Source organism: Streptomyces sp. RLA012 (genome assembly GCF_056270325.1).
In genome coordinates this window covers 9,860,466-9,887,228 of sequence record NZ_JBWDPA010000002.1, presented here as the reverse complement: position 1 = coordinate 9,887,228, position 26,763 = coordinate 9,860,466, and the positions used below count along the sequence as shown (strand labels likewise).

General features: G+C 68.2%; 28 protein-coding genes and 3 pseudogenes. 22 read left to right on the top strand and 9 right to left on the bottom strand.

The features are described 5' to 3' along the window. The first annotated feature begins 123 nt into the window (after positions 1-123). The 7 genes from RV986_RS45040 (at position 124) to RV986_RS45010 (ending at position 8,568) form a co-directional block, all read left to right on the top strand. Complete coding sequence (locus RV986_RS45040) at positions 124-1,677, top strand: serine/threonine-protein kinase (RefSeq protein WP_475922882.1); 1,554 nt, start codon at positions 124-126, stop codon at positions 1,675-1,677. A gap of 464 nt (positions 1,678-2,141) precedes the next feature. Next, the gene (locus RV986_RS45035; protein WP_475922881.1) at positions 2,142-2,639 is read left to right on the top strand and encodes a beta-galactosidase small subunit-related protein; all 498 of its coding nucleotides are present in this window, start codon (positions 2,142-2,144) and stop codon (positions 2,637-2,639) included. 214 nt (positions 2,640-2,853) lie between these two features. Beyond that, the gene (locus tag RV986_RS45030; protein ID WP_475922880.1) at positions 2,854-4,026 is read left to right on the top strand and encodes an exo-beta-N-acetylmuramidase NamZ family protein; all 1,173 of its coding nucleotides are present in this window, start codon (positions 2,854-2,856) and stop codon (positions 4,024-4,026) included. A 372-nt stretch (positions 4,027-4,398) separates the two neighbouring features. After that, complete coding sequence (locus RV986_RS45025; RefSeq protein ID WP_475922879.1) at positions 4,399-5,397, top strand: GNAT family N-acetyltransferase; 999 nt, start codon at positions 4,399-4,401, stop codon at positions 5,395-5,397. Then, positions 5,394-6,743: an ABC transporter substrate-binding protein gene (locus RV986_RS45020; protein ID WP_475922878.1), complete on the top strand. Its 1,350-nt coding sequence runs from the start codon at positions 5,394-5,396 to the stop codon at positions 6,741-6,743. The genes RV986_RS45025 and RV986_RS45020 overlap by 4 nt, the downstream gene beginning before the upstream one ends. Then, positions 6,737-7,702 (top strand): carbohydrate ABC transporter permease, encoded by a 966-nt coding sequence (locus tag RV986_RS45015; protein WP_475922877.1) that lies wholly within the window; start codon positions 6,737-6,739, stop codon positions 7,700-7,702. The genes RV986_RS45020 and RV986_RS45015 overlap by 7 nt, the downstream gene beginning before the upstream one ends. Continuing rightward, positions 7,699-8,568 carry a carbohydrate ABC transporter permease gene (locus RV986_RS45010; RefSeq protein WP_475922876.1) on the top strand — a complete coding sequence of 290 codons (870 nt, stop codon included), beginning with the start codon at positions 7,699-7,701 and terminating at the stop codon, positions 8,566-8,568. Before RV986_RS45015 ends, RV986_RS45010 begins: the two co-directional genes overlap by 4 nt. Positions 8,569-9,035: 467 nt before the next feature. Here the strand turns inward: RV986_RS45010 and RV986_RS45005 are convergent, their stop codons facing one another. Continuing rightward, complete coding sequence (locus RV986_RS45005) at positions 9,036-9,962, bottom strand: SDR family NAD(P)-dependent oxidoreductase (RefSeq protein WP_475922875.1); 927 nt, start codon at positions 9,960-9,962, stop codon at positions 9,036-9,038. Then, on the bottom strand, positions 9,959-10,591 hold the full coding sequence (locus RV986_RS45000; RefSeq protein ID WP_475922874.1) for a TetR/AcrR family transcriptional regulator: 633 nt from the start codon (positions 10,589-10,591) through the stop codon (positions 9,959-9,961). The genes RV986_RS45005 and RV986_RS45000 overlap by 4 nt, the downstream gene beginning before the upstream one ends. 54 nt (positions 10,592-10,645) lie before the next feature. Here RV986_RS45000 and RV986_RS44995 point away from each other — a divergent pair, with 54 nt between their 5' ends. From RV986_RS44995 to gcvH, 3 genes are all read left to right on the top strand, one after another. Beyond that, positions 10,646-11,365: an SDR family oxidoreductase gene (locus tag RV986_RS44995; RefSeq protein ID WP_475922873.1), complete on the top strand. Its 720-nt coding sequence runs from the start codon at positions 10,646-10,648 to the stop codon at positions 11,363-11,365. 32 nt (positions 11,366-11,397) lie between these two features. Next, positions 11,398-11,589 (top strand): hypothetical protein, encoded by a 192-nt coding sequence (locus RV986_RS44990; protein ID WP_475922872.1) that lies wholly within the window; start codon positions 11,398-11,400, stop codon positions 11,587-11,589. A 490-nt stretch (positions 11,590-12,079) separates the two neighbouring features. Next, positions 12,080-12,478 carry a glycine cleavage system protein GcvH gene (gcvH, locus tag RV986_RS44985; protein ID WP_475922871.1) on the top strand — a complete coding sequence of 133 codons (399 nt, stop codon included), beginning with the start codon at positions 12,080-12,082 and terminating at the stop codon, positions 12,476-12,478. A 219-nt stretch (positions 12,479-12,697) separates the two neighbouring features. Here gcvH and RV986_RS44980 read toward each other — a convergent pair. The 3 genes and pseudogenes from RV986_RS44980 to RV986_RS44970 form a co-directional block, all read right to left on the bottom strand. Then, positions 12,698-12,913: pseudogene (locus RV986_RS44980) on the bottom strand (NAD(P)H-dependent glycerol-3-phosphate dehydrogenase); the annotation flags it as partial. 102 nt (positions 12,914-13,015) lie between these two features. Next, positions 13,016-13,624, bottom strand: a complete 609-nt coding sequence (locus tag RV986_RS44975) for a Fic family protein (protein ID WP_475922870.1) — start codon at positions 13,622-13,624, stop codon at positions 13,016-13,018. Next, positions 13,611-14,333: a hypothetical protein gene (locus tag RV986_RS44970; protein ID WP_475922869.1), complete on the bottom strand. Its 723-nt coding sequence runs from the start codon at positions 14,331-14,333 to the stop codon at positions 13,611-13,613. Before RV986_RS44970 ends, RV986_RS44975 begins: the two co-directional genes overlap by 14 nt. A gap of 573 nt (positions 14,334-14,906) precedes the next feature. On the opposite strand from RV986_RS44970, the gene RV986_RS44965 reads away from it, so the two are divergent. Then, positions 14,907-15,809, top strand: a complete 903-nt coding sequence (locus RV986_RS44965; protein ID WP_475922868.1) for an aminoglycoside phosphotransferase family protein — start codon at positions 14,907-14,909, stop codon at positions 15,807-15,809. A gap of 76 nt (positions 15,810-15,885) precedes the next feature. Here RV986_RS44965 and RV986_RS44960 read toward each other — a convergent pair whose 3' ends face one another. Next, a complete protein-coding gene (locus RV986_RS44960; RefSeq protein WP_475922867.1) occupies positions 15,886-16,044 on the bottom strand; it encodes a hypothetical protein in 159 nt (52 codons plus the stop codon). Between the two features lie 453 nt (positions 16,045-16,497). On the opposite strand from RV986_RS44960, the gene RV986_RS44955 reads away from it, so the two are divergent. The 8 genes and pseudogenes from RV986_RS44955 to RV986_RS44920 form a co-directional block, all read left to right on the top strand. Beyond that, positions 16,498-16,824 carry a hypothetical protein gene (locus RV986_RS44955; RefSeq protein WP_475924753.1) on the top strand — a complete coding sequence of 109 codons (327 nt, stop codon included), beginning with the start codon at positions 16,498-16,500 and terminating at the stop codon, positions 16,822-16,824. Beyond that, positions 16,821-17,984: an IS630 family transposase gene (locus RV986_RS44950; protein WP_475924662.1), complete on the top strand. Its 1,164-nt coding sequence runs from the start codon at positions 16,821-16,823 to the stop codon at positions 17,982-17,984. The genes RV986_RS44955 and RV986_RS44950 overlap by 4 nt, the downstream gene beginning before the upstream one ends. Before the next feature lie 21 nt (positions 17,985-18,005). Next, a pseudogene (locus RV986_RS44945) lies at positions 18,006-18,444 on the top strand (cytidine deaminase family protein). Positions 18,445-18,577: 133 nt separating this feature from the next. Then, entirely contained in the window at positions 18,578-19,048 is a 471-nt protein-coding gene (locus tag RV986_RS44940; protein WP_475922747.1) for a helix-turn-helix domain-containing protein, read from the top strand. A 26-nt stretch (positions 19,049-19,074) separates the two neighbouring features. Further along, a complete protein-coding gene (locus RV986_RS44935; RefSeq protein WP_475918978.1) occupies positions 19,075-19,719 on the top strand; it encodes an IS630 family transposase in 645 nt (214 codons plus the stop codon). Between the two features lie 85 nt (positions 19,720-19,804). Next, positions 19,805-20,308: an N-acetyltransferase family protein gene (locus RV986_RS44930; RefSeq protein WP_475922866.1), complete on the top strand. Its 504-nt coding sequence runs from the start codon at positions 19,805-19,807 to the stop codon at positions 20,306-20,308. A 299-nt stretch (positions 20,309-20,607) separates the two neighbouring features. Beyond that, positions 20,608-21,081 (top strand): carboxymuconolactone decarboxylase family protein, encoded by a 474-nt coding sequence (locus RV986_RS44925; protein ID WP_475922865.1) that lies wholly within the window; start codon positions 20,608-20,610, stop codon positions 21,079-21,081. A gap of 276 nt (positions 21,082-21,357) precedes the next feature. Further along, a pseudogene (locus RV986_RS44920) lies at positions 21,358-21,573 on the top strand (aldehyde dehydrogenase family protein); the annotation flags it as partial. A 405-nt stretch (positions 21,574-21,978) separates the two neighbouring features. Here RV986_RS44920 and RV986_RS44915 read toward each other — a convergent pair. Together RV986_RS44915 and RV986_RS44910 are read right to left on the bottom strand one after the other, a co-directional pair. Next, positions 21,979-22,530 carry a DUF5134 domain-containing protein gene (locus RV986_RS44915; RefSeq protein ID WP_475924661.1) on the bottom strand — a complete coding sequence of 184 codons (552 nt, stop codon included), beginning with the start codon at positions 22,528-22,530 and terminating at the stop codon, positions 21,979-21,981. Between the two features lie 116 nt (positions 22,531-22,646). Further along, positions 22,647-23,018 (bottom strand): cupin domain-containing protein, encoded by a 372-nt coding sequence (locus RV986_RS44910; protein WP_475924660.1) that lies wholly within the window; start codon positions 23,016-23,018, stop codon positions 22,647-22,649. Between the two features lie 588 nt (positions 23,019-23,606). Here RV986_RS44910 and RV986_RS44905 point away from each other — a divergent pair. From RV986_RS44905 to RV986_RS44895, 3 genes are all read left to right on the top strand, one after another. Further along, entirely contained in the window at positions 23,607-24,245 is a 639-nt protein-coding gene (locus tag RV986_RS44905; protein WP_475922864.1) for an SDR family oxidoreductase, read from the top strand. Between the two features lie 182 nt (positions 24,246-24,427). Further along, on the top strand, positions 24,428-25,324 hold the full coding sequence (locus RV986_RS44900) for an RNA polymerase sigma-70 factor (protein WP_475922863.1): 897 nt from the start codon (positions 24,428-24,430) through the stop codon (positions 25,322-25,324). Between the two features lie 613 nt (positions 25,325-25,937). After that, positions 25,938-26,369: an OsmC family protein gene (locus tag RV986_RS44895; protein ID WP_475922862.1), complete on the top strand. Its 432-nt coding sequence runs from the start codon at positions 25,938-25,940 to the stop codon at positions 26,367-26,369. A 34-nt stretch (positions 26,370-26,403) separates the two neighbouring features. Here RV986_RS44895 and RV986_RS44890 read toward each other — a convergent pair whose 3' ends face one another. Next, on the bottom strand, positions 26,404-26,724 hold the full coding sequence (locus RV986_RS44890; RefSeq protein ID WP_475922861.1) for a hypothetical protein: 321 nt from the start codon (positions 26,722-26,724) through the stop codon (positions 26,404-26,406). Positions 26,725-26,763 lie beyond the last annotated feature (39 nt).

Here is a 26,763-nt window from a genome sequence, read left to right as displayed (position 1 = left end):
CGCTCCGCTATGCTCAACCCCGAACGAACGACGATCGAACAAGCGTCGATCGACCGAACAACGATCGACCGAACAACGGCCGGCAGGCGTCCAGGCCACCGGGAAGGAAACGTGAGAGAGCGCGTGCTATCCGGAGATGGCGATCACCAGGCGGCGACGCGTTCGGAACGCGGCTCAGGGCGGCTGATCGCCGGTCGGTATCTGCTTCACGACATCCTCGGCAGAGGCGGGATGGGCACGGTCTGGCGCGCCCACGACCAGGTGCTGGACCGCCCGGTCGCGGCCAAGGAACTGCACGTCCTCACCCAGGGCGACGAGGAGCAGCGCATACGGGTGCGTCGCGCGGTCCGTGAGGCGCGCGCGGTCGCTCGGGTGCCGCATCCCCATGTGGTGGGTGTCCACGACCTGGTCGAGTTCGAGGACCGGCTGTGGATCGTCATGGAACTCGTCGACGGGCTCTCGCTGGCCCACTGGATCACCGAGAGCGGACCATTCACGCCGCAGCACACCGCCGCCCTGGGTGTGCAACTGCTCGACGCGCTGGAGGCCGTGCACGCGGCCGGCACCCTGCACCGTGACGTCAAGCCCGCCAACGTACTGCTGCGCCGCGACGGCAACGCCGTCCTCACCGACTTCGGCATCGCGGTCCTGGACGACGGCGAGTTCCTGACGACCACCGGCGAACTGATCGGCTCCTTCGAGTACATGGCACCCGAGCGGGTGATGGGATCGCCGGTCGGCCCGGCCTCCGACCTGTGGTCCCTGGGCGCGACCCTCGCCACGGTCTGCGGCGGGCAGTCCCCGTTCCGCAGACCGGCACGGCCCGCGACGCTGCACGCGGTGGCGTACGAGGAACCCGTCCTGTCGGAGCGGCTCGGCCCGCTGCGCCCGGTCGTCGAGGCACTGCTGCGCAAGTCCCCCGACGAGCGCCCTTCGGCGGCCGCCACGGGTTCCGCACTGCGGCGCGTCGCGGCGGGGGAGGCGGACGCCGGGCCACTGCCGTCACCGACCGTGCGCGTGTTCGGGCCTTCGGTCGCACTGACCGACGCGGACACCGTGACCAGCGGCCAGGGGCGACCCGTCCCGGCCTGGGAGTCCGTGCCGACGGCCCAGCACACCACGTCGCTCAAGCCCCCGTCCCGGCGGTCGTCCCGCCCGAGGGGCCGCAGGCGGCTGTGGTGGGCACTGGCCGGTACGGCGGTGGTGGTGGCGGGCGTCGGCGTCGGTCTCTTCCTCACCGGGACACTGCCGCTCAAGAAGGGCCCCACGACGACGACCACCAGTCAGGTCGTCCAGTCGGCGGCCGGCTGGCAGTCGGTGACCGGAGTGTCCGTCCAGCAGGGAGACCGGGTCACCATACGGTTCGTTTCCGGAGAATGGACGGTCGACTACCAGAACCATCCCATGACCGGTCCGGCCGGTTACGACGCGGCCACGGACCGGTCGCTGGACGGGGCGAAGAGCTGCAAGATCAAGCCCGCGGCGCCGTTCGGAACCCTGCTGGCACGCCTCTCCGACAAGCAGAACACCCCCGTCCAGAGCGTCGGGCGGAAACTGACTTTCCGGACGACCGGAAACAGCACCCTCCAACTGGCAATCAACGACGCCGCCGGGTCCTGCTCCCAGGACAACAGGGGTGCGCTGACCGTAAAGGTGAGCGTCACACACCAGCCTTGACGGGCGGCTGCTGAGCATGAGCACCGGTCGGGCCGATCTCGCCGTTGAGCCGGCGCTCACCGTCGGCCGGAACGCGGCATGGTCCTGCTCGACAACGACTGCACCCTGCCGCTCACGCCGAGCGAATACCACGTGGTCGTTGTCGGTCCCGCCGCCGACGAACCACGCATCCATTTCGGCGCCTACACCTCGGTGTCCGCCCACGGGATGCCCATGGGCATGCGAGCCGCACGGGAAGACAGGGGCCCCGGTGTGAACCCCGAGACCTTCGTGTTCACCAAGACCTTCGTGTTCACCGACGTCTTCGTGTTCACCGACATCTTCCAGACACGCATCCCCGACCTTGAACCGCGCGCCGGGACGGGAACTCTACCGATCGGTACCGACGGCACCGTACGACACCCGTTGCCGCGCCGGCCGCCGCGGCTCGCCTCGCCGAGGGCGACCAACTCCTCTCCGAACGGGTGCCCCTGTCCGAGGACACCCGCGCCGGGCTGCGGGTCGGCATGCGGTTCGAACTCGTCGACGGCTTCGACCAGGCGAGCCGGGTCGGGCTCGGGCCGTGGGAGAACTACCCCGAACGACGGTCGGCGGCCCTGCTCGGCACCTGGGAAAGCACGATCGACGACCTCGCGGTGCCCTGCCTCCCTCCCCAGGAGAACGGCACCCGCGGCGAGGTCCGCACCACGCGCCCGACACCGCTGCACATGAACGTCAGCCGGTACTCACCCGGCGAACTCGAAGAAGCCACCCACAGGTGGGAGCTGCCCGCGAGCGGCAGGACGGTCGTCCACCTGGACTCGCGCACCGCGGGGTCGGTACCGGTCTTCCGACATGTCGGCGTCCGGTTTCGGCTCCGGCCCTGGCCTGGTTACTGGCCCTGGCCCTGGCCCCAAGGGGCCGCTGGTGCTTACCCGGCGCGTGCGGCTCGACGTGCGTCCCGCGGTTCGGGCCCGAGGTGAGGGACACCCTCGCAGCCTCCCCGTAGAGGCCTTCCGGCGCTCTTCGCGTCGCCGCGCCGCCCCGGCCGCCGCGAGAGATCCCGCGGCCGTCCTCGGCACGTTCCGTTGGCGAATCATGGCAAAATTCCCGGACATGCAAGTACATTTCCGACAGCCGCTCCGAAACGCCACCGACAGACGGGGGCGAAGGAAGAGCACGGACGACCGCGTCGCGGTGGCGCCCGGGATCGCACGACTGCACGCGTCGCCCGGACTTGCCGGGCCCGGCCGGCTCGGGCTGGTGACCAACCACACCGGCGTCCTCCCCGACCTGCGCCCGGCCGCGTCCGCGCTCGTCGAGGCCGGCGCGCGGCTGGTCGCCCTGTTCGGTCCCGAACACGGGCTGCACGGGGCCGGCCAGGCCGGCGAGAGCGAGGCCGCTCGGGCGGACCCCACCACCGGCCTGCCGGTACACGACACATACCGGTGCAACGGCGAGCGTCTCGACAAACTGCTGCTCGACAGCGGCGTCGACGCCCTGGTGTACGACCTGCAGGACATCGGGGCCAGGTTCTACACCTACGTGTGGACCATGTTCGACCTGATGGTCTCGGCGGCCCGTACAGGCGTACGGTTCGTGGTCGCCGACCGGCCGAACCCCCTCGGTGGACTCGTCAGCGAGGGCCCACTCCTCGACCCGGCGTGGGCCAGCTTCGTCGGGCGCGCCCCGATCCCCGTCCGGCACGGCCTCACCTGCGGCGAACTCGCCCAGCAGCTCAACGCCTCGACCGTGCCCCAAGTGGCGGGCCGTGCCGCCGACTTGACGGTGATCGAGGTTGTCGGCTGGCAGCGCGCCATGGACGCGGAAGCCACCGGCCTGCCGTGGGTCGCGCCCTCGCCGAACATCCCGACGCCCGCCACTGCCACCGTCTACCCCGGCACCTGCCTGTTCGAGGGAACGAATCTCTCGGAGGGCCGGGGTACCACGCAGCCCTTCGAGATCGTCGGGGCCCCGTACCTCGACGCGCGGTTCGCGCCCTCGCTCGCCGAGCTCGCCCTGCCCGGAGTGCACTTCCGTGATCTGCGGTACGTACCGACCTTCCACAAGCACGCCGGACGGCCGCTGCGCGGGGTCCAGCTCCACATCACCGACCGCGAGGTGTTCGCTCCCGTACGTACCGCCGTCGCGATGCTCGCCACGCTCCGGCGGCTGTACCCGGACAACTTCGCCTGGCGCACCGCGGACAGCGGCGCGGAGGGGACCGGCCACCGTCACTTCATCGACCTGCTGTGGGGGTCCGACCGGTTGCGGCGCGCCGTCGATGCGGGCGTCGACCCGCTGCCGCTGTGCGATCCGCCGGCGTCGCCCGTCCGGTGGGCCGGCGAGGACGTGCTGCTCTACCCCTGAGACCTCCTGCCCCACCGCTGCGACCTGCTGCGCTGCCCCTGAAAGGAGCGGACGCCCATGCAGACTCAACAGCCGCCCACGGACACCCTGTTGCACCCTGTTGCGCATCCGCGCCGACCGGGCCGCCCCGGCCCCCGCCGAGCAGCGGATCACGGACGACATCCTGGCCGACCCGGCCGGGGCCGTCGGGCGGTGGTACGCGAAGCGGGACCGCGCTCGGGCGCGGTGGCCGGCCGCGTCGCCCAACTCTCCATCGTGGACCGCGTCCTGATCTCCGTGGCGCACCGCAGCACCCCGCACCAGACCGAGGGCAGCGCCGCAGGCGACGTTCGACGCCGCCCGCGACCTGCGTATGGAAGGACACCCCCGTCGATGACGACAACCCCGTCGATGCCCGATCGCACGACGAAATCCCGGGCCGCGGTGCGTGGCTTCCGCGCGGGCGACGGCCCGCGGTTGGTGGAGGCGTGGCGCCGGAGTGCGCCGGCCGACGCGATCACCTCGGACCGCTTCCGCTCCCTGGTGCTGCTCGACGCCAACTTCGATCCGGAGGGGCTCCGGGTCGCCCTCGACGGCGACCGTGTCGTCGGCGCGGCCTACGCGGTGCGCCGTCTGACACCGATGACCGGCACCGACCTGGAGCCGGAGCAGGGCTGGATCCCGTTCTTCTTCGTCGACCCGGCCGTCCGCGGGCACGGCCTCGGCCGCCGGCTGCTGACCGACGCCCTCGACTGGCTGCACAGCCACGGCCGCACCCGGGTGGACTTCTCCTCGTACACCCCGAACTACGTCCTCCCCGGTCTGGACGCCGAGGCGTACCCGGAGGCGGCCGGGCTCCTTGAGTCCCTGGGCTTTCGCACTCTGTACGAGGCGGCCGCGATGGACCGCGGCCTGGTCGGCTATCGCATTCCGGAGGAGGTCGCGCGCCGCCTGGACGAGCTGACGGCGCAGGGCTATCGGTTCGCCACGCCGTGCGACGACGACCTGGTGGACCTGTTCGCGCTCGCCGGGAACCACTTCGGCCCGGACTGGGCGTGCACGATCCGGGAGTGTCTGGCCGCGGGCACGCCGCTCGACCGGATCGTCGTCGCCCGGGACCCAACGGGTCGCCTGGTCGGCTGGGCGATGCACGGCACGTTCGATTCGGTGGACGAGCGGTTCGGGCCGTTCGGCGTGCTGGAGGAGATGCGCGGCACCGGACTCGGCAAGGTCCTGCTCCACCTGGTCCTGGAGCGGATGCGGGCGCGCCGTGCGCACTCCGCGTGGTTCCTGTGGACCGGTGAGCAGTCCCCGGCGGGCCATCTGTACCGCAAGAGCGGTTTCACCACGACCCGGGTGTTCCGCGTGATGCGCCGGGAGGCCGCCGGATGACGCCGTCACGCCGTACCGCCGGCCTGAGCCGCCGTCACTTCGCGCTCGCGCTCCCCTCGGCGCTGCTCGCCCCCGGAGCCTCCGGATGCGCCGCGCCGCACCGGGGCACCGGGCGGCCCGGGGATCCGATCGTCCTCACCCTGCTCTCCCACTACGCGAGCGGGGCGCTCAAGGAGGCCCTGCAGGGCCCGGTCGACGAGTGGAACGGCACGCACGACCGGGTCAAGGTGCTGACGAAGGCCGTCGAGTTCACGGACCTGCTGACCACGTTCATGGTCCGGCAGGCCGCGGGCCAGGGCGCCGACATCATCCACCCGTACTGCTTGTGGAACGGCCAGCTCGTCCAGGCCGGCGTCCTGCGGCCCGCTCCGTCCGAGCACGCGGAGGAGATCAGGCGCGGCTACGGCGAGGCCGCGGTCGCCTCCTCGTCGGTGCGGGGCAAGGCCTACGGCTACCCCACCGAGGTGCAGACGTACGCCCTCTACTACAACAAGCGGCTGCTGCGCGAGGCCGGCGTCGACGGCCCCCCGCGCACCTGGCGGGAGCTGGAGGAGACGGCCTACCGCACCACCAAGCGGGACCGGTACGGCAACACGCTGGTCCAGGGGTTCGGTCTTTCGACCTACGACGACTCCACCACCGTCGGCCAGACACTCGCCCTGCTCAACGCCGCCGGCGGAGCGTTCGTCTCCGCGGACGGCAGGAGCACCGCCATCGACTCGCCGGCCGGCCGGGCCGTGTTCGATCTGGAGCACCGCCTCGTCGACAAAGGTGCGAGTGCCCCCGGCGTCAACGTCTACAAGGCGTTCCAGTCCGGGCAGGTGGCCATGGTGGTCAGCGCCGGCTGGTGGACCGGGAGCCTGAAGGCCCAGATGGGCAAGGACTACCGCGATGTCGGCGTTGCGCCCGTGCCCGTCCCCGAGGCGGACGACGAGCGGGCCACGCTCTCCACCGGCTTCATGCTGGGGGTCGACACGGCCAGTGAGCACCCGCGCGAGGCCTGGGAGTTCCTGCGCTGGCTCAACACCGAGAAGGTGAGCGTGAAGAGCGCCGAGAAGGGTGCGACAGCGACCCGGATGAGCTCCCTGCAGGTGTCGGTCGGCTCCCTGACCGGCCGCGCCGACGACATGCGGACGCTCCTGAGCGAGGGCGGCGATCCGAACCTGCGCCCGTTCCTGGACGCGCTGGCGTACGCGGTGCCGGAGCCGAACGTGCCGGGCGCGCAGCAGGCCAAGTCGCTGCTGCGCAAGAACATCGAGGCGTTGTGGACCGGTCAGCAGTCGGTCGACGAGGCGCTGCGCACCACGCGTCGTCAGGTCGATCAGGAGGTGTCGCGCTCATGGTGAACATCTTGACCCCGGAGACGACTGAGCGGGCGCACAGCCCGCGGCCCGCCGAGGCCGCCGTCGACGGCCGCAGCCGGACTCGGCGCGGGCGCCACCAGGCCGTCGTCGCCTATCTCTTCCTGGCGCCGACGTTGCTGTTCTTCGCGGTCTTCCTGATCCTGCCGCTCGGCTTCGCGCTGCTGCTGTCGATGTCCCGCTGGGCCGGGTTCGACCTCGGCGACATCGATCCGGTCGGCCTGGACAACTTCACCGGCCTCTTCGCGGACGGATCGACGTTCCTGGCGCCGATCCTCACCAATACGCTGCTGTTCGCCCTGGGCACCGTGGCCCTGGCGCTCGCCGGCTCCGTGCTCGTCGCCACCTGCATCGACAAGCTGCGGTTCCAGGGGATGTGGCGCACCCTGTACTTCCTGCCGATCGTCACGACCGTCGTCGCCGTCGGCAACGTATGGAAGTACATGTACGAGCCGGGCGGCCTGGTGAACGGCGTCCTCAACGCCCTCGGGCTCGGTTCGGTGGCGTTCCTGCAGGACCCGGACACCGCGCTGCCCTCGGTCGTGGTCGTGCAGGCCTGGGCATCGGTCGGCTCGGCGATCCTCATCCTGACCGCCGGGCTGAAGTCCATTCCCGAGTCGTACTACGAGGCCGCCGCGCTCGACGGCGCCGGGCCCGTCACCGTCTTCTGGAAGATCACGCTGCCGCTGCTGCGGCCGTCGCTGCTGTTCGTGTGCATCACGCAGTTCCTCACCGGCCTTCAGTCGTTCGCGCTGATCATCGTGATGACCAAGGGCGGGCCGGGTGACGCGACCAATGTGGCCGCGCTGGAGATGTACCGGCAGGCTTTCAGTTACGGCGACTGGGGCACTGCGAGCGCCGCCGCCTTCGTGCTGTTCGTGGTGGTCCTCGTGGTCACCCTGGTGCAGTTGTGGATCTTCCGGCGCAAGGGGGAGGACGCATGACCCGCCGCCGTTTCCCGTGGTTGTCGTATCTGGTGGTCGTGACCGGCGCCGTGCTCACGGTGGTGCCGTTCCTCGACATGGTGATGACGTCCTTCAAGGGTCCTGGTGAGTCCGGCAGGCTGCCGTACCGGTTCCTGCCCGAGGCGTTCGACCTGTCCAACTACCGGGCGGCGTTCAGCCAGCTCGATCTGCCGGTGCTCTTCCGCAACAGCGTCATCGCCACCGCCGTGATCACCGGCTCGGTGCTGCTCACGTCGTCGCTCGCCGGTTACGCACTCGCCAAACTCCGCTTTCCCGGCCGGAACTTCATCTTCCGTCTTGTGCTGTCGACGATGATGTTCCCCCCGTTCCTCTTCTTCATCCCGCACTTCCTGATCCTGGCGCACTGGCCGCTGGCGGGCGGCAACGACCTGTTCGGGCGCGGCGGCGCGGGCCTGACCGTCAGCATCGTGGCGCTCGCCATGCCGTTCCTCGTCAACGGCTTCGGGATCTTTCTGATGCGCCAGTTCATGGTCTCGATCCCGGACGAGGTCCTCGAAGCCGCGCGCATCGACGGGGCCGGCGAGTTCGCCGTGTGGTGGCGGATCGTGGTGCCGCAGACCAAGCCGGTCATGGTGACGCTCGGGCTGCTGACCTTCGTCGACGCCTGGAACGAGTACATCTGGGCGCTGCTCGTCTCGACCGCCAACCCGGACGTGATGACTCTGCCCGTCGGCATCCAGCTCCTGCAGGACCACGTCGACCCGACCCGCACGATGCCCATCGTCATGGCCGGCCTGGTCCTGAGCATCCTGCCGGTCCTGATCCTGTTCCTGCTGCTGCAGAAGTACTACATCCGTGGTGTCATGCTCAGCGGCCTCAAGTGAAGAGCGAATCCGTGACCGGTCCGAGAACGAAGACGGTCCTCGCCATCGGCAGCCACATCGGCGAACTGGACCTCACCGCGGGCCCCCGCCCGGCCGAGCACATCCCCAACGGGCACCCCAACGCGCATCGCGGCGTGCTCCTCCCTCGCACGCCCTGGGAACGCGGCCACCCCCGCTCGCCTGGCACCCGGCCTGGGCGCCGCCGCCCTCGCCGCCCTCGCCTCCTTTCCCGGCGTCGGGCAGTCACCAAGAGCGTCAAGGCCGGCCGGGCCGCATGAAGACGATCGGCACCGGCACCAAGGCCGCCACCGGAGGTCGACGCGCATCGCGCGGGCCTGTCCCGGCGCCAGGGCCGACAGCCCTCCGGCGGCGAAGCGGCCGCTCCAGGTCCGTACGGTGTCCATGTGCAGGCCGGTCTCGCGGGCGATGCGCGCGTTGGAGAGAACAGGCCGGTCACGGGAAGTGGATCACGACGGGCCGTAGTCCGCGGCCCTTGGTCCTGCGGGTGTCGGGCAGGACGGCGGCCATTCCCACGGCCTCGACCTCGACTTCAGCGGGACTCGACAAAGTGGGTTCTCGGCTTTGGTGAGTCCCAGGCTCGCCTGCCACAAGCGCTGTCGGGCCTCGCTGTCGTATGCCTGGGAATGAGCGCGTGTGTCGCGGGTGCGGTCGTAGAAGCGTCCGGTGATACCGGCGAGTGCCGGATCGGTGACGAGCCGGTGGGTGGCGGTCACTCCTTGGTCCAGCGTGTCGATGCTGTGTCCGATCTCGGCGAGGACGATTTTGGTCGGCATGTAGGTGGCGGGGTGCAGGCTATTGACCGTGACCTCGTCGGCGGGCAAGCGTGCGGCGAGTTCGAAGCCGGATGTGATCTGGGCGAGTTTGCTCTGGCCGTAGGCTCGGGTGCCGTCGTAGTCGCGCTCCAGCATCAGATTTTCGAAGTCGAGCGGGTGCTGGCCGATGGAGGCGACGTTGACAATGCGGGCCGGCGCTGACGCGCGGAGCAACGGCAGGAGCTCAAGGGTGAGCAGGAAGCCTGCGAGATAGTTGACGGCGAAGCGCAGCTCATGGCCGTCCGCGCTGGTGCGGCGGGTGCGGCCGTCCGGTTGCCCGCCGCCGATGCCGGCGTTGTTCACCAGGACGTCGAGTCGGTCCACCGATGCGCGAACCTCAGCGGCCATGCGGCGGACCTGGTCGAGGTCGGAGAGGTCCGCGGTCACCATCCGGGGCTCGGATTCGCCGCGGGCCGTGAACTGGTCTGCGATGCGGTCGAGTTTGGCCTGGTTGCGGCCGTGCAGGATCAGGTCGGCGCCGTCGGCTGCCAGGCGTTCGGCCAGGGCCAGGCCGAGGCCGTCGGTGGCGCCGGTGATGAGGATGGTGCGGGAAAGGGTCATTGTGGGTCTCCCAGGTCGATCGCTGGGTTGATCGGGGGTTGTGCAGCCTGTGTGAGGGTGGCCGTGAGGTCCTCGACGAGGTCGTCGCCCACGGGCCGGCGCGTGGCCAGGAGGCGGTACCACAAGGTGCCGAACACGATGTCCAGGACGGTGGACGCAGCAGGACGGGGCGGCAGGTCGCCCCGTGTCCGGGCCCGATCCAGGACGACCTGGAGCGCGTCGCGCCGCCGCTGCAGAAAAGCGCTGCGGAAGAGCCGGCCGAACTCCTCGTTGATCTGGGCCTCCGCCATCAGGACGCACAGGATGTCGACGACGCGCTGCTGGCGGCCGAGCCGGAACGTGTCCTCCAGGAAGGCCCGTACGTCGTCGGCATAGGAGCCGTGGTCGGCGTTCGAGACGTACAGATCGGCTTTCACTGCGAGCGCTTCGAGGAGAACGTGGGCCTTGGAGGGCCACCAGCGGTAGATCGTCTGTTTGCCGCATCCGGCGCGGTTGGCGATTCCCTCGATCGTCAGGCCCGCGTAGCCGACCTCGCCGACCAGTTCGTACGCCGCGACCAGGATCGCCATCCGGCTCTCCTCGCTGCGCTTGCGTCCTGGGCGTGACTCCGACGGGGGTTGCTCGTCCATGACCATGGAGGCTAGCTTAATTCGAGACGCGGCGGTTCGAAACAAGGAGATGCCATGCTTCAGCGCACTGCCCTCGTGGTCGGGGGAACGTCCGGTATCGGGCTCGCAACGGCCCGCCTGCTGCAGGCACGTGGTGCCACCGTGCACATCGCCGGCCGCAGCAAGGAGCGCCTTGACGCCCTAGCCGTCACCGACGCCGGACTGGTCGGGCATTGGGCCGACGCCGGAAACCCTGACGAGATGAGCGCCCTCGCCGAGACGGCCGGCAGCATCGACTGGCTGGTCCTGGCGGCCGGAGGAAGCGAAGGGCCGGGGCCGTTAGCCGATCTCGACCTGACGATGCTGCGACGCGCGTTCGAGGCCAAGTTCTGGCCGCACGTCACCACGATCCAGGCGGTCCTGCCGCACCTCACACCGGACGGGTCGATCACCCTGCTCAGCGCCATCACCGCGCGGACCGGCATGCCAGGGACCGCCGGCATCGCCGCCCTCAACGGCGCCGTCGAGGCCCTGGTCAGGCCGCTGGCCGCGGAAATCGCTCCGATACGAGTGAACGCTGTCTCTCCCGGGCTCGTCGACACACCCTGGTGGAACGGCCTGCCAGAAGACGCCAAGCGCGAGTACTTCGCACAAACGGCCGCCACTCTGCCGGTCCGCCACATCGCCTCGGCGCAGGAGATCGCCGAGGTGGTGGCCCTGGCCGCCACCAATGGCAACCTCACCGGCACCATCATCGAGTCCGACGGGGGCGCGCGTCTGATTTCGCTCGCCTGACCAGCTCTTTCTCGGCGACGCCAGGATCGTGGGTGCGGCCGCAGCGCCGCAGTCAGCCGAGGTTGGTGGTCGGTGGTCGGGAGCAGTCCGCGCTCGGCGAAGACGATCTCGGCGACGAGGGTGGTGTTGATGTGTACTTCGAGCGCGATGTCACAGCCGGCGAGCGGGGGGTGATCGGCTGCTGCCGCGCGGCAGCAGCCGATACCACCGGCAAGACCGAGTGACCAACCCCCGAAGGACTTCCGGGCGAGACCACCAAGCGCCCCCAAGAACGCAGCCGCCGGCACCGCGCTGACCGCCGACTACGGACAGGGCATCGGCAACTGGGACGTCGTTTTCGCCCCAGCCCGCCTCACTCACCGTGCCTGTGGGGGCCACGCCGGCCACCCGCTCGTTCACCGGTCGCCCGGCCGGGAACGCCGAACTGGCCGAACGAAACACTCGCCACGCGAGGTGCGTTCGAACTCCTTCGGGCGATCACCAGGACTCCGGCGGAGCAACGGCGTGCCGACAGGGGACAGAGGGCAACCGGGAAATGTGTGGCCGCCACGGTGGCGGAGCCCGCACCGGTCGTTGGGCGGGACTCACTCCTGCGAGTGAAGATCCCATGCGCGCTGCCGGATCTATAGCAGGCTCGGCATCGCGGCCGGGCCCGACCGGCCTGCGGACCACCGGTGTTGACGACACCTCGGCAACGACTACACGGAGGCTCTCATGGCTAACATCCCGGACGACCTCAAGTACTCCAAGGACCACGAATGGGTACAGCCCACGGGGAACGGCCGCGTACGCGTGGGTATCACCGACCATGCGCAGAAGCAGCTCGGAGACATCGTTTACATCGAACTGCCCAAGGCGGGAGACACGTTCGGCGCCTTTGAACCGTTCGGCAGCGTGGAATCCGTCAAGGCGGTGACCGAGGTCTACACGCCGCTGACCGGCTCGATCGCCAACGTGAACGCGAACCTGAACGACAGCCCCGAAACGGTCAACGGCGACCCCTACGGCGAGGGCTGGATGGTGGAGATCACCATGGCCCAGGCCGGCGAGCTCAAGGAACTGCTCACGGCCGCCCAGTACAACGACTACATCAGCGAGGAGGCCTCCGGGTAGGCAGCCGCACCCAGAGGACCCGGCGCCCCTGGCGAAGCCGCGCGCACACTGTGAACGGTGAGTGTGCGCGCACCGGAACACGGCCGGGCCCGCGCCTGGCGGTGGCTGGTTGGGGCGGCGGAGGCAGTGTTCGGAGGTTGCGGGTCGGCCCAGGATCCGGGCCGCGGCTTCGTCGAGGCGTCGAGGGTGGTACCGCCGTCCAGAAGAGTCGCCTTCGGCGCTCCGGGTGGTCTGGTCGGTGGCCTGACCCACGGTCAGGACCCTGCCCAGGTACTCGCCGAAGACGCGGTTGCGGGAGAGCGGGCCGACGCAGGTGGCAGCCAGGTCACCGAGTCCGGCGCACCCGAAGCACACAAGGGGTCTGCGCCGAGGGCGACATCGAGGGGGCCCGTCGCGGCAAGCCTGCGGGTGATATGAGTCGCGCGTCAGACACATCCAACGTCAATCGCGCTTGATCGACGGATGCCTCACCGCCACCGCCCTGACCCACATGCCACCATCCACCATTCTCCATTCTCCATTCTCACCTTGAAGACTTCAGGATCGGCGGCGGTTGAGTACGCCGATCAGAGTGGCCAGGTCGGCGGCGCCCGCCGGGTCGTCCGCATAGCGGGTGGTCTGGAGGGGGCCGACCTCTGGAAGGACGATGTCCTCGCGGGCCAGGACGTGAACCAAGGTCAGCAGGGCCGCACGGGCATTGCCGTCAGTGAAGGGGTGGAAGAACGCCACGTCGAGGTACGCACGGGCCGCGCGGGCCGCGAGCGGGACCCTCAGGTCGGTCGCCTCGCGCAAGCAGGCGCCGAAGTCGTCCTGGGTGCGCCGGGTCAGGCCGTAGCGTTCGCTGCCGGCCTTCGCATAGGCATCCCCCGTACGGAACGGCGCCTTTGCCGCGCCAAGGACCACACGTTGCCAGTCGGCCAGCCGGGCGAAGTCCAGCGGGGCGCGGCGTGCGGCATCGGCGCGGGCGAGGGTGTGGGCGGAGAGCAGGCGCTCGGCACGGACGGGGTCGCGTCGGCGGACCGGCCCTGCGCACCAGGCCCGGAACCCGTCGCGCGCGGGCAGCCCTCGCCGCAGGTCGGGTGCTTGGTACCAGTCGGTCTCGCGGCGCACGCGCAGCCAGGTCGTGAGGCTGTCAGTAGCGGTCATGGAGCTCCTCCAGGGCGGCCCGCTCGCGGTGGTCCTGGTAGGGGGCATGGCCGGTGAGGGCGACGGCGAGGTCCTCGCCGACCGATTCGATCAGTGTCCGCCCGGGGGTGACCCAACTCTGGAACCGGCCGCCGATCGCGGTCTCCACCGCTTGGTCGGCGTCGGCCTGACTCATACCGGTAGTGGTGAGGAACCAGCGCAGGACCAGTGCGGCCTGGCCGTGCCAGCCGCCCTCCGCGCCCGAGTCCAGCGCGAGTGTCACGAGCCGTACGGAGGCGCGTTCCAGATGCCAGCTGCGATCCTCGGCGGAGGCTTCCGGCGGCGGGGCCAGCTCCGCGAATCGCCGAGCCATCTTCTCCAACCACTCCCGCCACTCCAGCAGGGCGGCCACAACACGGGCTGCGGTCTCATCGGGGGTCGTCACCGAGGTTTCTCCGGTGACCCAGCTACCGATGACCCCGCCGTGCCGGTAGCACCAGTTCCATCCCAGAACCCAGTTTCCGTAGCGCTCCCGGATGATCGCGTCCACCTGGCGTTCGCACCAGCGTTCGCCCTCCCACCAACCCGCCATGCCGGAGAGCACGGGTGGCACCCATTCGCGGACCAGCGCGCAGAGGCGGCTTTCTTCGTCCTCGTCCCATGTGAAGGGCTGGCGGGCTGGGTCGAGATCGTCCCAGTTCAGCAGGGACCTGTAGGACGCGGAAGGCACGCGGTTCTCGGGAAAGGGCAAGGTGTCTCGGTTGTACGTCAGTGACGGGCCCCTCTTCTGTCTCCCGCAATGGGGCCACCAGTTTCGGCCCGCAGAGCCCGGTTGGCGAATGATTTTCCGGACCGGAACCCGGCACGGCCACGCGCACACATCGAGCCCCGGCCGCGAACCGCGACCTGGCCTGAGCTCTCGGCTGTCGGCGCGGATGGCTCCGACCGACACGAGACCCCGGGAAGAATATGGGCACGCAATGAATCACCGGCCGTCCCTACCCGGCCACACGCCGAGAACCTCAGTAACTGCGCAGCACGGCCACCGCCACCACCGCGTGCCGGGTGGTTCCCGTCGGCGACCTCCACGACGACACCCACCGGTGACGGGCGCGTACGTGTCACCCGTTAGTCCGTACGCGTGCCCGGCCGGGGGATCAGATGCGGGGCGAAGCCCTGGCTGTATCCGGGCGTTCGGTCCTGCGGTTTCCACGCTCCGTATGGGTGAGGGGGTGCTTCGGGTCAGACGCGAACTGCGGTCCTAGGATGCAGGTGAGAGAGACTGGCGACTTGTGGGGGCGTGTTGAGCGATTTGACCTTTGTCGAACCCGAGGTCCGCGATCGGCTCGTCCTTCGCTTCGGACCCGAGGTGCTTGGCTGGTGCGATGAGTTGCCGGCCATGGTGGGCCGATTCGTGGCTCGTTGGGATCTGGAGCTTGTTGCGGCAGGTGGAGGAGGCACCTCGCGAGTGTTCCGCTGCCTGCGACGTGAGGACGGCAGCACAGCATGGCTGAAGCTCACGCCGGACCCCGTGATCGCCTGCGAGGAAGCCGAAGCTCTGCAGGCCTGGGCGGGGACATCGTCGGTTGTCACCCTGCTGGCGCAAGATGTTGCTCATGGAGCCTTGCTGCTGGAGAGCGTGGAGCCGGGAGTTCCGGTGAAGGAGCTCGCGTGGCGGTTGCCTGAGGTTGCCGCACTGCTTCGAGATCTGCGGGCCTCTTCTCTCGCGCCAGGGGAACACTCGGTGTTGCGTCCGCTGTCGCATCGGGTCGACTTCCTCTTCGACTTGACCAGCCGCAGGTTGGCCACGGCCGGGCCGAACGAACTGTTTGACTCGTCGGCGCTCGACCGAGCCCGAACCGCGGCCCTGGAACTGGCCACCAGTGGTCCCGTGGGACTTGTGCATGGTGATCTTCATCCGGCCAACGTGCTGTCTGGTCCCGGAGTGCGCATGGTGGCGATCGACCCACGGCCCGCATGGGGCGATCCCGACTTCGACGCGGTGGACTGGGTGTTTGAGGGAGTCGTGGATCTCACGGAGCTGGAACAGAGGATCGAAAGGCTGTCGGCACTGCTTCCCGAGCTGTCTCCCGAACGTGTGCTGGGCTGGTGCCGGGCCCTCGCCGGCCTCATCGCGGTCCCCAGAATCTGTAAGCGGCGGGACGACTCGGAGACTGAGTTTCTGATGACCCTGGCTCGTGGCTGACCGGCTCGGCCCCGCTCGCCGTGTGTGATCGCCCGGTTCGTAACCAGCCCCTCGCCACTGCCAGAGCGACCCATGCTCAGTCGGCATCCATCAGCGCGCCGAGCACATTGGCAGTACTGGCCCAGATGGTGCCCATCAGTGGGACGCCGAGCTCCGCGCACGGCGATGCCGTCGATTCCGCCTGCCCAGCCCAGCCTTCTTGTTCGGCACAGGACCGGCGCATGATGGCTGTCACGGAGTTGCCGTACCCCCGCAGATGAAGCCAACGGCGACAACACTCGACCGCGCCGATTCTCCAACGGGTCGATGACCATCGGGCTCCCCCGAGGCGCGCGAGCCGGGACAGAGCCCATCAGCGCCGGGGACAGCATCATGTCTGCGGGCGTCGCCAGGAAGCCGGTGAGCGCGAGGGCACACAGCCGTTATCCGAAAGCATCGGCCGCCTCACCCCCGCCCTCCGTCGTGGTCTCGCAGACCTGGCCCGCCTCTCGGCGACTCCACCGCCCTCGACACCGCACGCGACACCGCCCTCGACGAGGCCCGCGACAAGGCCCGCGACAAGGCCCGCGACAAGGCTGAACAGCACAGCATCGCCGGCCAACGGGCCACCGCCCAGGCCCAGCGCGCCTTCCCCCTCGCCTTCACCAGCCCCGGCGTCCCCGAAGACGAACTCGACCTCCCCCAGCAGTTGCTGTCCGGGCAATACCGGCACGACTTTCCCGGGCGGTTCGGCTGCATCGAGGACGCCCGCGCCTGGTGCACCGGTTTCTTCGACTGGTACAACCTCGCCCACCGGCACTCCGGAATAGCCATGCATACCCCCTTCGACGTGCACTTCGGCCTCGCCGACCAGCTCCGCGAGATGCGCGCCGACGTCCTCACGAGCGTCTACCGCCAGCACCCCGAACGATTCGTCCGCGGGGCACCCGAACCACCGAAACTCCCCGAGGCCGCCTGGATCAACAAGCCCGCCGACCTCCGACACGACGATCAAACGATCCCGGCACAGGGATAGAACGATCTACCTGCCTTGATCGCGTTGACAGGCTCCGAGTACGTGTACGCGAGATCGATGACGACGAGGGCCGGCGGCTGTTGCGGATCATCCGCCGGGGCACCGGGTCGGTGGTGACCTGGCGGCGTGCCCAGATGATCTTGCTGTCCGCCCAGGGCATGCCGGTGGCGAAGATCGCCGAAGTGACGTTCACCAGCGGTGACCGGGTCCGCGATGTGATCCACAACTTCAACACCGACGGCTTCGACTCCCTGTATCCGAAGTACAAGGGCGGTCGGCCGAAGACCTTCACCCTGCCTGAGCGGCGCGAGATCAAGAAGATCGCGAAGTCCAAGCCGGCCGAGCACGACCTGCCGTTCTCGACCTGGAGTCTGACCAAGCTGGCCGACTTCCTGGTCGCCGAGGGGGTGGTCGACGACATCAGCCACGAGGGCCTGCGCATCCTGCTCCGCGAGGAAGGCGTCTCCTTTCAACGCCTGAAGACCTGGAAGACCTCCCGCGACCCGGACTACGCGGCCAAGAAGGCCCGCGTCGAGCACCTGTACGCGATCGCAGACCGCGAGGTCATACCCGAGGCGGACGAGCCCGAAGTCATCTTCTGCATGGACGAGTTCGGGCCGCTCAACTTGATGCCCCACCCGGGCCGGCAGTGGGCCGAGGCTGGCGGCAAGCACAAAAATCCCGACCGCGAACCGCGCCGACGACGCCGGGCGACCTACAACCGCTACGGCGGAGTGCGGCACCTGTTCGCCGCCCTTGACCTGGCCAAGGACAAACTCTACGGCCATATCAAACCGGTCAAGCGGCGCACGCAGTTCCTGGAGTTCTGCCGCTACCTCCGCACCCTCTACCCCCGAGGAGTGCGGATCGCGATCGTCTGCGACAACTTTTCCCCGCACCTGACCACGAAGAAGTGCCAGCGGGTCGGCACCTGGGCAGCGGCGAACAACGTCGAGATCGCCTACACGCCGACGAACTCCTCCTGGCTCAACCGGATCGAAGCCCAGTTCACAGCCCTGCGCTACTTCACCCTCGACGGCACCGACCACGCCACCCACAAAGAGCAGGGCAGCATGATCCGCCGCTACATCATCTGGCGAAACCGCCACGCTGACGACCAGCGCCTTCGCACCGTCGTCACCAAGGCCAACGTCGCCTGACACCGCACGAAGGCAGAGAAGATGACCATACAGACCGACCGCGTCGACCATGAACTGATCCAGGCCGCGACGCATATCGCGGCCACTCGCTGCCAGGGCGACAACCACACCATGGCGGCTGCGGCCCGCGCCCAGGACGGCCGGATCGTCACCGCGGTAAACGCCTTACCACTTCACCGGAGGCCCCTGCGCTGAGCTGGTCGTCATCGGTGCCGCGGCCGCCCAGGCCGCCTACGACCTGGACACCATCGTCGCCGTGGGTGACCGCGACCGCGGGGTGGTGCCCCCATGTGGCCGCTGCCGTCAGGTCCTTCTTGACTACTTCCCAACCCTCAAGGTCATCATCGGCGCAAGCGACAGCCTCCGAACCGTCTCCATCACCGACCTGCTGCCCGAAAGCTACATCTGGGCGGACCACCAGCTCGACGCCGAGCAAAGCGCACCAATCAGCACGAGCTGACACCCCAGGCGACTACAGGGCAAACGTTGCCTGATGCGGCACTAGTAGCGCGTCGCTGCTTAGTTATGGCATGTCTGGTTGGGATGCTGGCGTCTGGTGGGTACCTTCCTTTTTCCCAGACAGGACTGTCGTTGTGGGTTCGCAGAAGAAGCGGCCGGTCAAGTTGACCGCGCAGGATCGTGAGGAGTTGGTCCGGGTGACCACGACGGGTGTTCGTGGGGCCTCGATGATCATGCGTGCGCGGGTGCTGCTTGCGCTGGACACCTCAGTGGGTGACGTGGATTCCAAGGAGGTGATCGCGGCCCGGCTCGGCGTCTCCGGTGAGACGTTACGGCTGGTTGCCAAGCGTTTCGCCGAGACCGGTGGCGATGTGCACGCCACGATCGCGCGGAAGAGACGTGACCTCCCACCGGTGCCCTCGCCGGTGACCGGCGAGGTCGAAGCCCGACTGATCGCGATGGCGTGCTCACAGCCACCCCAGGGCTATACCCGGTGGTCGCTGCGGCTGTTGGAGAAGCACGTCGCGCTGGCCGAGGACATCCCCGATCTGGACCACTCCACCATCGGGCGGGTCTTAAAAAAACGGAACTGCGTCCTCATCTGAGAAAGTGCTGGACCATCTCACCACGGGTGAACGCGGAGTTCTCGGCCCGGATGGAAGATGTGCTGGCCGTCTATGCCCGGCCCTACGACCCGGCACGTCCGGTGGTGTGCATGGACGAGAAGCCCTACCAGCTTCTCGCCGATGTCCGCGACCCGCTCCCGGCCCGCCCTGGTCACGACGCTTGCCGGGACAGCGAGTACATCCGCTGCGGCACGTGCTCGATCTTCGTGTGGGTCGAACCCCTGCGTGGGTGGCGTCGCGTTCAGGCGCTGTCCCAGCGGACCCGGATCGACTGGGCCGGCCAGGTCAAGCAGCTGCTGAGCGTGGACTACCCCGACGCCGAGGCCGTGGTGCTGGTGATGGACAACCTCAACACCCACGGCATCGCCTCACTGTACGAGGCATTCGAACCAGAAGAGGCATTCGCCCTGGCCCAACGCCTCGAGATCCACCACACGCCCAAGCACGGGTCATGGCTCAACATCGCCGAGATCGAACTCTCCGCGCTGACCCGGCAATGCCTCGACCGCCGGATCAGCGACCTCGACACCCTCAACACTGAACTCTCGGCCTGGCAGAACGCCACCAACACTGACCAGCGTCAGGTGGACTGGCAGTTCACCACCCACGACGCACGCATCAAACTGCGCCACCTCTATCCCAAAAATTAGCCGCGACAATCTACTAGGTGCCGCGACCGGGAAGGTTCGCCGAGTGGACTGTGCTCCCGGTGGCTGGTCGTGGAAGATCTGCCGTATGAGTGACGTGGGTTTTTCGTTGCGGGCAGCCACCAGTGACGATGCGGAGTTCCTCGTGGACATGCTGATGGCTGCGGTGAACTGGGACCCCGCTCGGGAAGCGGCCAGCCGTGATCAGGTTCTCGGGGACCGTAGGACAGCGCATTATGTCGAGGGGTGGCCTCAGCCGGGTGATCTCGGAGTGGTCGCGGCCGACCCAGGTGGACACCCGATCGGCGCGGTGTGGCTGCGCCTTCTCAACGCTGACGATCCTGGCTACGGCTTCGTGGCCGCGGACGTCCCGGAACTGTCGCTGGGAGTCGTCCCGTCGTGGCGGGGCAAGGGAGTGGGGCGCGCCTTGCTGACCGAGATGGTCCGCCGAGCAGCCGGAAGCGGCTTCACCCGGATCTGTCTCAGCGTCGAGCGTGCGAATCGGGCACGCCGCCTGTATGTCGACGAAGGTTTCACGACCGTCGAATCGGGGCCGGACTCCGACACCATGGTCAAGGTTGTTTCCCAGTAGTGATGCACGGTGTTGCGCAGTGACTTGGGACGTGGCAGGTGCATGGAGGGCTCGCATCTGAACAGCGGGGAGGCGCGTCCCGGGACTTGGGCTGCGCCAGAGGTGGTTGCTTCGGTGGTCGCCTCATCACCCGGGCACCAGTTCCCGATCCGGCGGAGAGCGGGAGACCGGATGTCGTCTTCCAACGGGCCACCGACGACACAACAGATGAGACGCACGTCACACACGGCTTCCTGTCACACTTCGCCGGGTCGTCCCGGTCAGTACTGTGTATCCGCAACATGGCTAGGAGATCACCCATGGAATCGCGTCTCAACTACTTCGGCAATCCGCTCGCCGCGAAGGTGCTGAAGCACATCAACTCGGCCAGCAAGGTGGTTTCGGACTCAACGCTACCGGCCGCTGTACAGGAACTGGTGAAGATTCGCGCAAGCCAGATCAACGGCTGCGGCTTCTGCACCGACATGCACACCAAGGACGCCGCCCACGCGGGAGAGACCCTTCAGCGCCTCAACCTGGTCGCGGCCTGGCGTGAAGCCACGGTGTTCACCGAGGCCGAGCGCGCTGCGCTGGAACTGGCCGAGCAGGGCACCCGCATCGCCGACGCAGCCGGTGGTGTCACTGATGCGGTCTGGGCCAACGCTGCCAAGCACTTCGACGAGGAGCAGCTGGTCGCCCTGATCTCCCTCATCGCCGTCATCAACGCCTACAACCGCATCAACGTCATCAATCAGCAGCCTGCCGGGGACTACCAGCCCGGCCAGTTCGGCTGACCGGCACCTGTCCCTGACACGTACGGTCCGTCTCCGCGCCGCCCCGACCTACGGCGGGGAGACGGACTAATGGGGTCAACCGGTCCCACCGGATCATGGCTCCGCCGCCTCGCAGCCCAGGAACACCGCCGGTCGGCCCTGGCAGGCCACAGACACGCGATGTCTGATCGCCCCCCTTCCCCGGCGCAATCGTCGCATCAGTTCCGCAAGGCACAGCCGAGAACGCCGACCGTTCGGTGAGAGCAGCCACTCGGGCTTCCCCCGGCCGGTCGGCGGCTGCTCCGGTGCAGCGCAACGATCACGGCTGAGACAGGGGGTGCCACACCGTGGAACTTCCCCCTGCAGCGGCTCGTGACCGAGGTGGTATCTGCGTGGCCGACAGGCAACACAGTGGTCCTCAATCCGTCCGAGGTGGCGCCGCTGACGGCGCGGAACTTTGCGGAGATCACGGCTGAGGCCGGTCTGCCACCCGGCATGCTGAGCGTGATCGGCGGGCCGGGCAGGCCGGACGGTCTGAAGACCGGTGCCTACGTCAGGCCCATCACCACCTTCGCCGACGTCGATCCTGACTCGGTCGGCGTGCCGGTTTGGAGGAGTTCCTGGAGACGAAGACCGTCACCTCCTGACGCGCCGTCACAGCCGCTCGTCCCCGGTTGGGCCGTTCCGGTGGGGACAAAGGCCCTCGCGCCCAGCTCGACGGTCAGGCCACAACGAGCAACATGTTCGACAGCGGTACAACCGCGGGAGCACCCATGCCGCAGGAAGGTTCCAGACCTCGCAGGCGACGGCGTGCGGGGGAGCGGAGACGGGGCCTCCGAGTCGCGGCCTGTCGGGTCACCTTGGTGTGGAGGACTTCTCCGTCCGCTCTGGAGATCCCCGTGCGTGTACGGGGGGGTGTCATTGATGCAGAAGGAGCATCACGACCGTACCCAGGTGCATTGTGCCTTCGCAGAAGTGGCCGTAGAGCTCTGTGACCGCAGGCGTGTGCGGGCTGTCCGTGCTCCGTACTCGCAGTCCCGGCATGTCGCGCGTGAGCGAGTGGAGGGCGCAGAGAAGGAGATAGAACGCCAGTATCCCCATGCCTGCGTCGTGGGTTCCTGGGGTCCCCATCGAGTGAGCGGCTTGGACCGTCGGCGCCTCGTGTCCCCCATCTGCCATCGGACGTGTCATCCAGGCCATCGCGGCCATGCCCGCCGCGGACGACAGACTCCGTGCCGCCGCGGGCAGTCTCGCCCCGCGACCCCGGCTGAGCGCGGACAGGGGGAACCACAGTGCTGCGGCCGTGAAGAAGGCTGCTTGCGCCCTCGCAGGCACCTCGGTGCCCCAGTTCCACGGCATGGCAGACATGGTCACCGCCATGACGGTGTGCAGGACACCGTCGATCCGCACACGCCACCCGGAGCTCCGTGACAGGACACGGTGTCGCAGCTCATGGATGGCTGCGGCCATGAACAGCACGGTCAGCATGGAGCACACGACGTCAGTGGCTCTCATACTTCTCATGCCCTCCCACGGAGCGGGTCCGCCTCGGTCGGAACCGACCTGCTTGACCGGAAAGCCGCCGGTCAGCCCACGGGGCGCGGAGCACGCAGGTGGGCCCGCTGCGCCAGTTCGTCCTCGTCGACCAGCGTGAGCATCGGCTGACCCGGCGCGCACAGCATGGTCACGACGAACAGGCACCGCGCATCCGTCAGGGCGTTGCCGTCCTGGTAATGGATCACGTCACCACCCGGTTCCCAGAACGTCTCACCGGCCTTGACCACACGTTCCGGCTCTCCCTCCAGTTCGAAGCGCACCTCGCCTTCGAGCACGTACCCGAACGACGGCCCCGGATGGCGGTGCGGAGGAGTGCCGGGGTCACCGGGCGGCCACTCGACCTGGATGGTCATGCCCGAGGCGCCCTCGGGGATGTGGAGCGGCTTGGCGTCCTGCAGCATCGTCACCGCGGTCTTCCACGCCTCGGATCGCGGCTTGCTGGTCTCGCCCTCTGAGTTCTTGCTCGACACTGTGTTGCACCTCCGTAGTCGTTGCCCTGCATGGGCCGATGCTTGTGTGCCGCCTGGTGGCGAGGATGGTGTACCGACTCTCGCTCGGCGGTGACAGCGTCCGTGCGTTCCAGGCTGCTCACCCGGCTGCCTCGAAGTGAAGACCGGGCACACCGTGCTCCTGTGACAGATCTCGGTGCTTTCGGAGCTTCGCTCGAAGCGTAGGACGAGGTCCTGCCTGCGCGAGTGAACGGCACGCAGCCACGGAAGCCGGGGTGTTCAGTGGGCGCGCCGTGACACTGATCGGCTCACTGCCACAACAGCGGTTCGGGTTCTGTCGTACGCAGTGCGCATGGCTGACTTCGCCGTCGCCAGGACACACAACGGGGTCGCCGACCCCTCGGTGGGAAGGGACCCGGATGAGACCGGATGAGAGTCGTCGTCGCAGGGGCCACGGGGCTGATCAGCTCCAGAACGGTTGGCAGGCTCCGTGACCATGGTGTGGAGGCCGTGCCCGTCTCACGCCGCCATGACGTTGACGTGATCACGGGGAACGGTCTCGACGCGGCTTTGCGCGGTGCTGAGGTGGTGGTGGACGTCACCGCTGCGCCTGCGCGCACCGAGGAGGCCGGCCTGCGGTTCTTCGGTATCGCTACCGCTACGGCCAACCTCCTGGCTTCGGCAGCCTCGGCATGCGTCGAGCATCATGTGGTCCTGTCGATGGTGGGAGCCGATCGACTGCGGTCGGGTTACTTCCGCGCGAAGCTGCTGCAGGAGGACCGGGTGCGGCACTCTCCGATCCCTCACTCGATCGTGCGTGCTGCCGCGCCGTCCTTCGAATCCGTCGAGGCCGTGGCTCTCGCCGACACACACCGGGACGGCGTCCACGTCGCGCCCGCTCTGGTGCCTCCCGTGGCGACAGACGATGTCGCCGCCGCGGTCGCACATGTCGCGGTGGGACTGCCGCTGTTCGGCACGCCTGAGGTGGCCGGTCCCGAGGAGTACCGCCTTGACGACCTCGCGGCGAAGCTCCTGGCCGCCCGGGGCGACCCGCGGGGCGTCGTCACCGATGCGCGCGCCGGGCTCTTCGCCTCCGAACCTGAAGAACGCACGCTTCTGCCCGGCCCGCACGCCCACATCGGTCACACGACCTTCAGCGAGTGGCTCGCGCAGCGCTGACGCACGCGCAGGGGTCGACGACCTCCCCCTGGGACCGTCGTCAGTCTCTGCTGCAGGCCCGGCAGGCCCTGGGGAGCAGGTCTCCTGCGAGGAACGAGGAAGGAACGGGGCAACCCACACATGGCGGCGCGCATCCAACTGTGACGGCTTGTAGCATGGTGATCCAGAGTTGGAGGACAGCCATGAGCGCCGAAGATGACGCAGACTCCCTTGACCAGGCAACGAGGGACTTCGTCGCAGCGCGTCCCCAACTCTTCGGCATCGCGTACCGCGTGCTCGGTAGCGCTGTGGAAGCCGAGGACATCGTCCAGGAGGCGTGGCTACGGTGGCAGAACACCAACCACGCCGACATCCACGAGCCGGCGGCGTTCCTGGCCACGGTCACCGCCCGTCTGGCGATCAACTTGGCCCAGTCCGCCAGGATGCGGCGTGAGTCGTACGTCGGGCCCTGGCTTCCGGAGCCAATCGACACGAGCGTGGATCCGCAGGTGGGTGCGGAACGGGCAGAAGCACTCGACATGGCGGTTCTCTTCCTCCTGGAGAAGCTGAACCCTGTGGAACGGGCTGCTTATGTTCTGAGGGAAGCCTTCGACTACCCGTACAAGCAGATCGCGGACATCCTGGAGACGAGCGAAGCCAATACGCGCCAGTTGGTGAGCCGCGCCCGGAAACATCTGTCAGCGGAACGCAGGGAGCCGGTCGACTCCGCCGCTCACCGTCGGCTGCTGGAGGTGTTCCTCGCCGCGGCGCAGACCGGCAGTCTGTCGGTGCTCGAGGATGTTCTCACCGAGGACGTGGTCAGCTACTCCGACGGCGGAGGGACGCGCGGGGCCTCCAAGATCCCGGTCGTCGGGCGTCCACACGTCTCCAAGTACCTTGCCGCCTTCGCCCCACGTTTCTGGCCTCAGTCCGACATTCGCTGGGTCGAGGCCAACGGCAGGCCGGCCGTCCTTGTCTCGGCCGATGGAAGCGCGGTGGCCTTGCTGTCCATCGAGGCGTCGACGCGAGGTATCGAACGCCTCATGTGGGTGATGAATCCAGCCAAACTGGCTCCTTACGTGGCTTCGCTGGACAGCTGAGGCAGCCTTCCCACCGGTTCTGCGCCTGTTGCACCGCGAGATGTGCCGAGCCCGGGCGAGCCAGGAGCGTACGCAGGGAGGAACGAGGATCACCCATCGCCCTGCCATATCGCTCCACAGCGTGTGCACGGAGCATCTGCGATCATCTGCGGTGCATCGCAGATGCACGGCCGCGGCGCGTTCGACGCCGTCCGGCCCGATGCTGATGACTCAGGATTCGTCGCACATGGCTCTCCGCTTCCGCGGCCGTGCGCGCGGCACATCTGCGCGCGGCACATCTGCGCGCGGCACATCTGCGTCTGGCACATCTGCGTCTGGCACATCTGCGCGTTCGGTCTGACTTGTTCAGCAGTGGTGTTCAGGCTCCGTCCGTCTGTAGGACCAGGCAGCATCGCACTGTGTGACAGTCTCTGACCATCGACGGCGTGGACGGCATCGTTCCCGCCGAAGGCGCAGGCGGCCCTCGCCCGAATTTATCCGGGAAATGTGTCACATGAGCGAGGGCAGTCCTGTCTAAGCGGTAAGGGGCGAGTCACTGCGTCCCGACGCAACTCGCCCCCCGTTCGGTGATCACCGGCCACACAGCGGTGCACCTCCCCGGAGAGGAAGACAGATGAACACACGCATCGTGTCAGTGGATGAAGGCCCGCGTCTCGCCCGCTCCATCACGGTCGGTCCGCACACGCTGACCGCGGACGAACCCCAGCCCATCAGTACCGACACCGGACCCACCCCCGGTGAATTGCTCCTGGCCGCGCTCGGATCATGTACCTCCATGGCCGTCCGGGCCTTTGCGGACAAGCAGGGTTGGCCGCTCGACCACATCGCAGTTGCTGTGCGGTTCGATGAGCGCGGACAGATCGTCAAGAACGTCCAGTTGACCGGCGATCTGGAACCTGCCCGCATAAGACAACTGCTGGCGGTTGCCGGGCGCTGTCCTGTGCAACGTTTCCTGACCAAGGAGGCCTCGGTCGTCACAGTGCCCACCGTTCTGGCGAGGCCCCGTGAGTCCCACAAGCCGGACACCGCCGACATGCCCCTCTGAGACGTCCACGAGATGGCCCGGGACAGGTGTCTTGTCAGAAGGGAAACCACAGGTCGGCGTCAGCGGCCTCTTCCTTGCGAATGCTGAAGACAGCGATGCCCTTCCTGTACGAACTTCGCGGCGGCAACCGAGCGATCGAGCGGTGATCGCCCTCAAGGACGTACGGCTCGCCCTGCTGCCCCGAGGGCGTGCCGAAGTACTCGGCGTTGATGGTGTTGATGGTGTTGATGGTTGCGTACTGCGCCCGGTGCTGCGGGACGTCCTCTTCGTAGAAGCCGGCCTCGACCGGGCAGACCGGCTCAAGATGTTGTGACAGTCGGCGTGTATCCCGTCTGGGCGGTCGTGGAGTTGTCACAGTATGAAGGGTTAAGCGGTCGGGTGGATGACCCTCCCC